Raw genomic sequence first — 10,583 nt, 5'->3', positions numbered from 1 at the left:
TTCATTGATGATTTTTGGCAATTCGCTGTCAGGAATATAATCTAGGAACTTCACCTGATGAGTTATACCTAATTGCTCAACTTGCGCTTTTAAAGTTGGGGTATAACGGCGATCGCTTGGCCCTGCTAACCACAGTTCATAGTCTTTGCTGTTTGGTAGTGCGGCAAAGGCGGTAATTAAACGTTCAGGATTTTTGTGAGGATTATGCCTTCCTAAATAAAGGAAATAATTTTGCGTTGGTAAATTCAAAAAATGAAACTTTTCCCTGTCATACGCTAGTGGAATCACAGTTATTTTGCCTTCGGGAACATCTAAAAATTTACTTAAATCTTCAGATGTTGCGATCGAATCACAAATAACGTGCTTTGATTGTCTTATTACAGCACGAATATAATAGCTGCAATAAAGCCGTTGTGTTATGGAAAACCATTCTGGAAATCTTAAAGGAATTAAATCGTGAACAGTAACAACATAAGAACAGGAAGAAAATAGAGGAGCCTCTGGGATAGGAGAAAATAGTAATGTAGACTTCATCTGCCGATAAAGATTTGGCAGTTGAAATTGCGTCCATAGCAGACGCTTTAAATGCCCTTTAATACCAAAATCCGTCGTTACATCTTGTGGCGACGGATAACATTTAATCCCACAAATTTCAATTGGACTTAAAACCTCAATATCTAAATTTTTTAGCTCTTTAAATAAATTCAGACTATAACTTAACCAACCTGTCGGTTTCCTTGGAGCGAAAGATAAATTTGCTAAAATAGGCATAATAAAATCATTTATATTAATTAGATAAATATCCTTTAACAACAGATTTTTTAAAAGTAAATAACAAAACCAGAATTTTCCGACTGTTAGGATTATTTGTAGTTATAAATTCAGCAAAAAATTTATAAAATAGATATATACGTAATAAAAGTTGTTCCCACCAAGGGCGATGCTTTTGATAATAATAAATCTGGCTACGCCTATATTCTATACTCATTATGTTTGCAGCCTTTTGAATTGAGTATCCTTTCAAATGAATCAAAGATACATGAGGAGTGTAGATAATTTTATATCCTTGATGCTGCGCTCTTTGGCATAAATCTGATTCTTCAAAATACATGAAAAAATTTTCGTCAAATCCACCTAATTCATAAAATAAACTTGAGCGAATAAAAAAAGCAGCCCCTACAACAATATCGACTTCTTGAATTTCTTGAAATTTCTGCTCAATTAAATCTTGGTGAGAGATATTTTGATAATCTCGATGCATCTTACGAGCTTGATATTCACCTTTTATTCCTAATGCTGGCGAAACAGAAATTTGTAAACTACCATCTGGATTTAGCAATTTTGGCCCAATAATTCCTACTTGTGGATCTGCTTGCATCAACTCAATTAGATGGGGTAAAATATTAGTCGTAAGTACAGTATCAGTATTTAATAAAAACAAGAATTCTCCACTAGCAAGCTTTGCACCAACATTATTTCCTGCTCCAAAGCCACGATTTTCTATCTGTTTAATTAAGTGAATTTTGGGGTAATTTACTGCTACTAATTCAACGCTACTATCGCTAGAAGCATTGTCTACAAAAATGATTTCATAGTTAGGTATATCAATAAATTTTTGTATAGAGTTTAAGCAATCTGGTAGGATCTGTTTTCCATTATAGTTAACTATAATAATCGATACTGAGATAGTTAATTGATCGTTCATTTGTTTTCGATATTGCTCTTAGCCACTTTAAATATGGGGAACACCTTAAAGATATAATTTTTAACTCCTTGAGTATCGAATAAAATTTTAAAAATCAAAATTCGTAGTGCTATGCCTTCAGAACGATATCCTGTTTTTAAACTTTGGTAACAAAGCTTAAGAATAGCCCAACCAAAATCTAATTGCTGATCGTCAAAAGGATTAGACCAGGTTGATTCTAATTGTTGGTAAAATCTAGCCTGAAAGGCTTTACTCAAGTTACAATGAACTAAATAGCTTTTACCTGTAATTCGAGATTTTTTCCTAAACAAGAGCATAAGTTCAGTATAAAAATTTCCAGCATTTTCCATTGCTCCTACTGTATTTGAACTATGGAGCCTATAGCGGACTAATGATTGCCGAATATGACCAATTTTACCTTTTTGAATTGCAACCAATGCTACCCACCAATCGTGATGCCAAGCAATTTCATTTTGTTGGGGAAAGGGTAGAATATAGGGTGTCAGAGAAGTGCAAAATAACAAAGAACATCCGGTTACAACGTTGCGAAGCAGTAATAATTCCACTGTCGCTTTTTCAGGATTACGTCCTTCAAAATCCCAAGTGGAATGATTAATAGTTTGGTCATTACTGTTTATTAGTTCCAAATCAGAATGAACTAAGAGCACTTGTTCAGAACGTAAAGTTTTTAGCAATACTTCTAGCTTTTTTGGAATCCAAATATCATCTTGATCTGAGAAGCTAATCGCTGTAATTGTGGGGTCTTGAATACAGTATTGTAAACCGCGTTCAAAATTGTAATAATGCTTAAGATTATCGCTATGAAAATGAAAAATGAACCGTGAATCATTGCCAACAATTTTTTGGATCGCAGTCTGATATTCAGGTTGGGAGCAGTCATCAACAATGTGACAAACCCAATTGCGCCAAGTCTGATTTTGAATAGACTGAATCTGTTTTTGAAAATATTCGAGATGAGGATTATAAGTTGCTAAAACAACACCAATTTTTTCTATATCCTGCATTTAAGTTGAATTTATTTTGACATAACTCCAGGTACAACTTTTCTAAAAATATCATTTTAAGGGGAACGCGGGGATAATTTTCATAGATATCTTCGATATCTCTCAAAAACAATATCAAGCCTTGTACATTTATGGTCAATATTTCATTATTTGTAGATATCTAATGGTTTTTAGACTAGGTTAGTTTGTTTTTCTATATACTTGAGCTACGACCTAATAATCTGGCAGAATTATGCATTTATGAATTGCAGCAGTTACGGCTTTGGCATCCCCTGGCTGTACTAAATAACCTTCACTCCGATCATTGATTATTCCTGAAATCCCAAATACATCAGTGCTGATAATCTTTAATTCAAATGCTATTGATAATTATCACTTCTAGATGTTGTATTGTTCCATTATTAAAAATAATTTTAGTACTTACTGCACCAATTTATTTTAAACTTGGATTTTTTATTATTATTTTGATGTTCAAGTATAGGAGGTTAACAGTTATTTGTGAAATAAGCTTCACGGAAAATTTTCCCATAGTTTTCTACCATCTCTTCTAAGGTAATTAAACTATCTGAGACATAACGTGAATTTTCAGCAAGACGTTTTCTTAAAGCGTCATTTTCCAAAAGAGATAAAATAGCATTTTTCAATTCATCAGCAGAACCGGGTGTATAAAAAATTCCGTTGACTGTATTTTGTACTTGCTCTTTAATACCAAATACAGGAGTAGTCACAATTGGTAAACCATAAGCCATTGCCTCTAGAGTTACCCTGGGAAAACATTCAATGCGAGAAGTACAAACAAAAATATCTGCTGCTTGGTAATACTTAGCAACTTCAAGTGTTTCTGGCACAAGGATAATTCGCCACTTCAATTCTTGTGGTAATGCAGCCACCATAGCATGAAGCTGGTTACTATATCCACTGGGGCGATCGCCAACAATGAAGCATTTTATTTTATTATGCCACTCATTCGGCAAAGCACCTAATGCATCAACCAACTCTTGTTGTCCTTTACGTTCACATACAGTTCCCAGCAAGAGAATAACAATTTCTGTTTCATTTACACTTAAATATTTTCTAGCGTCTGCACGATTCCACTTTGATGCTGCATCTGCTAAACGATTAAGATCCAATACAGTATGGATAACAGTAAAATTATGGCGACTATTGAGCGCTAAATATTGTTCGCTTGTAGCATGAGAACCAAAAATTATCTTATAGGGAACACTGAAACACTCAAGGGCGCGTTTGGCAATTTTGAATCCATAACGATTGAAATATGTCTGCCAAGGCTCACTTTCGTGAACATTCCATACGCAAGGTATATTCATTTTTTGAGCGCAATCAATCATGAAAAAGCTTTCTAATGTATTGGCATAAATTACATCAATTTGATGGCGCTCAATTTCTTTTTCTAATTTTTTTAGAGAGCGCTCATATTCTTCTATGTTATGTCCTTTTGCGAGTGGGTGTTCACAGATAATTACTTCAATTCCACTTTCTTCGTAAGCCTGACGTAGTAATCCATCACTTACGGAAAATACAACTGGCTTAATTAAACCAGCCGCAGCTAAGTTAATAGCTATTTCATACTGAATATTGGGTGCGCCTGTCAAATTTAAGGCATTGCTACACATCAAAACTTTTAACGGCTGTACCTCTCCTTTGACTATTCTTCGGGCTTGTATTCTAAATTGCTCATTTTCTAAAGAAAGATGAGGATTATAAAAACTATCTACCTTTTGGGAATACTTGCGTCGATAAGCAATTCTTTCTTTAGGATTATCAGTGAAACCTCTAGAAGTGCCCTCATAATGAATTAAATCGGCAGTGGGACAATAGACGCAACGATACTGTTTTTCTAAAAGTTTATAGCAATAATCCACATCGTTATAAGCTACTGCGAATTCTTGCTCATTAAACCCTCCCAAATCCAAGAACAACTCGCGTGGTGTCAGCAAACAAGCTGCTGTTACTGCTGAATAATTCCGTACTACTTTGGCGTAAGAAAGATAGCCATAATTCCAGTTAGGCAATAGCTTAAAGGCATGACCTGCTAATCCATTATGTAATCCATGTATAACACCAGCGTGTTGAATTCTTTGGTCGGGGTAGAGCAATTTTGCACCAACTGCTCCTACGCCTGCAAAGTGAGCGTAACCTACCAACTGGCTCAACCATTTAGGGGAAATAACTTCGGTATCATTATTAAGAAATAAGATATAGTCGCTGTTGACTTGTTCAACAGCCCGGTTATTGATAGCTGCAAAGCTAAATCCAGTACTCGGATTTTTAATTTTTAAAACTTGATGAGGTTGGCTTTCTAAATAAGCAATGGTTTGCGGATCATCGCTTTCATTATCAATAATTACAATTTGATAATTTTGGTATGTGGTTTTCTCTAAAGAAAGCACACATTTTTTCAGCAATTCTACCTGATTTTTAGTAGGAATAATAATAGCAACTGATGGGCCGGTATCAGGAAACTGATGTTCAAAGATACCTACCTGACCTTTAACAGCCCACTCTGGCTGATATACATTTCCGCAAATACCCCGGCGTTCAAGTGCCTCTTGCAGCGCTTTTTGCCCAGCTGCAAAGCTGGCTGGTTTTTCTGCCCCAGATAAAGCTGTGGAACCCAGAACAGCTCGCCAGTGGTACAGTACTAGAGGAATATGGTTAACTTGACGACAAATTTCCGTAGCTCTAAGAGCAAAATCGTAGTCTTGAGAACCTTCAAACCCAACTCGCAAACCTCCAACTTGGTCAAAAATGCTGCGTCTAACTACGCATAAATGGGAGAAATACATATAGGACAATAGCAATTCCGGCGACCAGTCGGGTTTGAATTGCGGGGCAAAGCGACGTCCTTCAGTATCTATTTTGTCATCGTCTGAGTATACAAAATCGGTTTCTGGATGTTCTGCAAGATATAATGCAACTTCTCCAAGTGCATCAGGAGTTAATTCGTCGTCATGATCTAAAAAGAGAATAAAATCGCCTGTGGCGAGAGTTGCAGCGCTGTTGGTGGCTACACTAATATTGCCGTTCTCTTCTCTAAAAATTACGCGGATGCGACTATCTTTTGCTACCCAATTGTTTAAGGTGGCTTGCACTGCTGGATCTGTACTGTAATCATCTGCAATGCAAAGTTCCCAATTTTGATAAACTTGATTTACTGTACTAGCAATCGCAATATCTAAAAAACAGACCTGTGGGTTGTAAACTGGCATCAATACAGAGATTTTTGGCAAGGTTTCTTGACAGATTTTCAACCGATTATTGAGATGATTACTAGCTTTTTTGTTCCACTGATTTACAGCTAACCAAGCTTCGTAGGCATCCTGTGGTTGGGGGATGATAAAATCAGAAAATAGCATTAAAGATGACGTGTTTCTGCTGCATTGTTCCTGATATAAACCATTAACCCATCTAGCTATTTTTGGTAGCTCTTCTGGTGAAGGAAGACGTCCTAGTTGCCGTTTTTTTTCTAACGCTTGCTTCCTTACTAAGTTGGCAAATTTTACCCACTCTTTTACCTCCTTAAAGATTTTTTTTCTAGAATTAAGCCGATTAGAGGTAAGTTGATTATCTGAGTACCCAACTATAACTAAGTGAGAAGTAATGACATAGCTTATATCTAGATTATCTACAACCTCAACAAAAATTCTATACTCTCCTGGAGGGAGGTCAATAGATACTTCAAACCCAGATTTTTCGGCATCTACAATAGAGCTATGAGCTTGTGCTACATCTGGTCTATTTATCCCATAAATTCCTTCATATTTGGAACTTCCGATCCTGGCGCGTACTGCTTTTATGCCAACCAAGTCAGCGCTAATACACCAACCAATTATTTTAAAATTTGAGTTAACAACTTCTTGATTACTTGGAAAATCTATATAAAATACAAATTTTGGTGTATTACGCAGTAAAGCTTTAAAAGCCAAAAATTTAAATTTTTCTTTTATTTTCCAAGTTATAGAAGATTTTAGCAATGTCACCTCTTTCCGTGTTTGCTCAAGTTTATACTGAATTTTTTCTAGATCAGTCTGAGTTTGTTGCAGTTGAGATTGCGATCGCTCCAATTCCGTCTGAGTTTGTTGCAGTTGAGATTGCGATCGCTCCAATTCCGTCTGAGTTTGTTGCAGTTGAGATTGCGATTGCTCCAATTCCGTCTGAGTTTGTTGCAGTTGAGATTGCGATCGCTCTAATTCCGTCTTGGTATGTTGCAAATCTAACTCCAATTGCTGCAACTGAAGCTGATTTTCTGCTATTTGAGCCTGGGCTTGCTCCAGTTCTGCTTGTGTTAAATGCAGTTGAGGCAGCAATTGCTGCGGTTCTTCTAACAGCTTAGAGGAGCAATCAGTGATTGCAGCATATTTTCTTTCTATAGTGCAAGGATCTGCTCTAATAATAAACTGTAAAGTGTCGGCATCTTTATCTTCTTCAAGCTGTTTAATAGTATCAAGGTTGAATTGTTCTCTCTTATTTTGAGGTATCAAAAAACTATCTGAAAAAATTTCTAGTTTTGTCCGATCAGGAATACTAACTAAATATCCTGACCTTTCAAATAACTCTTCAACCGTTTTTCTGGTAAAAAACCTCAGGTGAGTATTATCTAAAATACCTAATTCTGTATATTCAAATCTACCTTGTAGTAAAGACAAGCGAATTGCACCGTGAGCAATATTTGGAATAGAAGCAACTACATACCCATCTTTTTTTAATATCTGCTTGGTTTCTTCCAAAATTTTCCAAGGGTTTCGCAGATGCTCCAAAACATCTCCAAATACTGCTACATCGAACTCCTGGCTAGGTAAAATTTCTGTAACAGAAACAAAATCCAAATCGACAACTATGACCTCTTTACAGTACTGTTCAGCAACTTTTGCGGCATCTGGGTTTATCTCTACTCCTGTGACAATACACCCTTTTTTATTAAGTAACTGAGCAAAGTAACCAGTCGCACACCCAAAGTCTACTACTCGTTCATTGTCTCCAATTAGGTAGAACATTTTACGTAAACTGTGGTTTTCATCCAAACCTTCTTCTGTAGGGTGTTCAGCCGAAGGATAATCTTTTAACCAATCTTTATCCATAATATGTAGTTTAATTAAGCTAGTGTCACGACTGTTGGTAAAACTTGTTTGTTTACTTTCACTACCATCGGTTGATGAACTAAAGCATGAATGAGCTTTCCAGTATCTGGTGGCAAAATTTGAAAAACCATTATATTATCAATCCAGTCAAAACTCAGAGCTTCATAACTTTCAGAACCAGCAACTGTTAAGCTATAAGAACTAGGTCGAAGTGGTAAATTAAATTCAAACCTAATTTCTATTTCTTCTCCTGGTTCTAATTTATCTATTTTGATGTTTTCTTCTAAAGTATTGCTACCAATTACCTCCGTACCGTTTTTGTCACAAACATAAAAGCCTACAATGCAACTATTTATTACATAATAAACTTTTAAATTTACAACTAATGTTACTTTTTCATTAAATGCAAATATGGGAGTTTCCCCAGCAAAATCACCTAATTGATTCAGTAGTTTTACGCTTTCGATTCTGGCTTTTCCGCTTCCTCTGCGTGTTGCCTTATTGACAGTTGAACTTAGAGATTCAATATCACAATTCGGGCGATTTGAAGTCTGTATTCTGTTTTCTACAACGGTATTTACTTGCTGTTGAGAGTTAATCTCAATCTCTTGTGCTAAACCTAATTCAAGTTCTGTAACTAATTTTAAATATTCAATTACAACAGTATTTGGTAATCCTGTCGTATGTATTTTTCCGTCATGAATCATCACCGCTGAATTGCACAATGTTTTGACTGCACCGGCATCGTGGGAAACAAATAATGTTGTTACTCCAGAATCCATCATTGCACGCATTCGTCGCATACAACGATGTTGAAATACAATATCTCCAACAGCAAGTGCTTCGTCAACAATTAAAATCTCTGGATCAACATTGACTGCAACAGCAAATGCCAAGCGGACATACATACCACTAGAATAAGTTTTAACAGGTTGCTCGATGAAATCGCCTATATCGGCAAAAGCGGCAATATCATCAAATCTGTTTTCGATTTGTTTTTGACTCAATCCTAACAATCGTCCGTTAAAAAAGACATTTTGCTTTCCAGTAAACTCTGGGTTAAAACCACTTCCTAATTCTAATAAAGCAGAAACTCGACCATCGACTCGTACATCACCACTGGATGGTGTGAGGGTTCCCGTGATAATTTGTAGCAATGTGCTTTTCCCAGAACCGTTCCGTCCAACGATTCCAACTGTCTGCCCTTTGGGAATCTCAATGTTGATATCCCGAAGTGCCCAAAATTCATCTGCTCTACTCTTACCAGGTAGCAGAACTTCTTTGAGCCTATCTACAGGGCGGCTGTAGCGTTTGAAACACTTCGAGACATTCTCAAGGGAAATAGCAATTTCTTCACCCATACTTTTGCTGTCAATCCTCAAAACCCACACACTAAAACTAAAATTCAATCGCACTCATTTTGCCAGATGTTACTATATAACCAACGCTGGCATCTCTTCTCTATCTAGCTAAGTGACTTTATCCTATCGAACTTCCATGTTTCACAATACATCGGCGAATGCAGGACGTAGGCGGCGATAACACCACAACCCCCCAAAAAAGATTACAACTGCAATTAGTGAAGAAACTCCCCACTCGCCCCAGTGTTTGACTTCTCCAACTAAAACTATGTCACGATAAACTTCAGCGATCGCTGCTATTGGATTTAACCAGAATACCAAAGTCCGCCATTGCTCAGGAATTGCTGATGCTGGATAGACAAGCGGTGTCGCATAAAACCAAATATTTAAAATCACCCCTAAAGTCTGCGGGATATCTCGCAAAAACACTGTTAGTCCTGCCACTAAATAGCCCAATCCTGCCGTTAGCAATAACTGCGTTAGCCAGACCAAGGGTAATAGCGCTAAGGTAGCATGTAAAGTATGAGCATTTAACGCTACGAAAAAAATCAATGCTATTAAACCAAAGGAACTCTCAATGAACGTTGATAAAATTGGCACGAGCGGTAACAAAGTTAGGGGAAATACAACCTTCTTGACTAGATTCGGCTGTCCTAGGACTGAACTAGCAGACTGCATTAACCCCCCCGAAAAAGCAATCCAGGGAAGCAAACCCGCAAATAGCCACAAACCAAAGGTGAAGTTATTTTCTGGTAAACTTTCTATACTCAACTTCACTCTTAGCACAATCGAAAACACATAGGTGTAAATAAGTAGTTGTGATAGCTGATTTAGCAAAGGCCACAAATTACCTAAGATAGAACCTTTATATCGCGCCTCTAAATCCCGCCTAACCAAAGTTCTTAGCAAGTCAAATTTTGCCCATAACCGTTCGTTTATAGGCAGTATACGCCTTAAACTCCCTGCTTTACGTAAAAATTTTTGCGTGGATTGTAACAATTAATGCTTCCTCGTTCACTACTTACACACCCAATTTTTATTTATAAAGCTTTATAGCTATGAAAGGAACCTTGTATTCCCCAAGAAATACATTCTTACTAAAAAATATTACCTAAATTGTCTTGGCGATTATACAATGAATCTGCTATTGCTAAGTGTATTTTTACTACAAATCGAAATTCTGTCGGCAACACTGCTTTTCTTATTAAGGACGCAAGTTTTTGCTTAACTCAAGTTATTTGGATCAACTCCCTGCGATCGCAAATACTCTGCCAATCGCTCTGCCCGTTGGTGTTCTTGTTCAGCTTTTTCTCTTGATGTCAGCACCCAACCCGTAGTATTATACCAACGCAACCACAAACCTGTTGTCTGCTGATAAGAACCTTGCCAAAGA

At 36.8% G+C, this 10,583-nt stretch carries 6 protein-coding genes; all 6 read right to left on the bottom strand.

Annotated elements, in window-relative coordinates; all coding sequences use genetic code 11:
- On the bottom strand, positions 1 to 813 hold an 813-nt coding region (locus tag VE944_RS30655), incomplete at its 3' end, for a glycosyltransferase family 4 protein (protein WP_324986491.1).
- Complete coding sequence (locus VE944_RS30650) at positions 788 to 1,705, bottom strand: glycosyltransferase family 2 protein (protein WP_324986489.1); 918 nt, start codon at positions 1,703 to 1,705, stop codon at positions 788 to 790. The genes VE944_RS30655 and VE944_RS30650, both read right to left, overlap by 26 nt.
- On the bottom strand, positions 1,702 to 2,730 hold the full coding sequence (locus VE944_RS30645) for a glycosyltransferase (protein ID WP_324986486.1): 1,029 nt from the start codon (positions 2,728 to 2,730) through the stop codon (positions 1,702 to 1,704). The genes VE944_RS30650 and VE944_RS30645 overlap by 4 nt, the downstream gene beginning before the upstream one ends.
- 485 nt (positions 2,731 to 3,215) lie before the next feature.
- On the bottom strand, positions 3,216 to 7,829 hold the full coding sequence (locus VE944_RS30640) for a glycosyltransferase (RefSeq protein ID WP_324986483.1): 4,614 nt from the start codon (positions 7,827 to 7,829) through the stop codon (positions 3,216 to 3,218).
- 14 nt (positions 7,830 to 7,843) lie between these two features.
- Positions 7,844 to 9,190: an ABC transporter ATP-binding protein gene (locus tag VE944_RS30635; RefSeq protein WP_324986479.1), complete on the bottom strand. Its 1,347-nt coding sequence runs from the start codon at positions 9,188 to 9,190 to the stop codon at positions 7,844 to 7,846.
- A 141-nt stretch (positions 9,191 to 9,331) separates the two neighbouring features.
- Positions 9,332 to 10,189, bottom strand: coding sequence for an ABC transporter permease (locus tag VE944_RS30630; protein ID WP_324986476.1), 858 nt, complete (start codon positions 10,187 to 10,189; stop codon positions 9,332 to 9,334).
- Between the last annotated feature and the right edge of the window lie 394 nt (positions 10,190 to 10,583).

The sequence above is a fragment of the Nostoc sp. genome (assembly GCF_035638895.1).
Classification (GTDB): domain Bacteria; phylum Cyanobacteriota; class Cyanobacteriia; order Cyanobacteriales; family Nostocaceae; genus Nostoc.
Note: the sequence above shows the minus strand (reverse complement) of the source record. Positions and strands in the feature narration are given on the sequence as shown.

Excerpts from the sequence above, each read along its gene's own strand:
- VE944_RS30650 (WP_324986489.1), bottom strand. The coding sequence starts at position 1,705 with ATGAACGATCAATTAACTATCTCAGTATCGATTATTATAGTTAACTAT.
- VE944_RS30645 (WP_324986486.1), bottom strand. The coding sequence starts at position 2,730 with ATGCAGGATATAGAAAAAATTGGTGTTGTTTTAGCAACTTATAATCCT.
- VE944_RS30640 (WP_324986483.1), bottom strand. The coding sequence starts at position 7,829 with ATGGATAAAGATTGGTTAAAAGATTATCCTTCGGCTGAACACCCTACA.
- VE944_RS30635 (WP_324986479.1), bottom strand. The coding sequence starts at position 9,190 with ATGGGTGAAGAAATTGCTATTTCCCTTGAGAATGTCTCGAAGTGTTTC.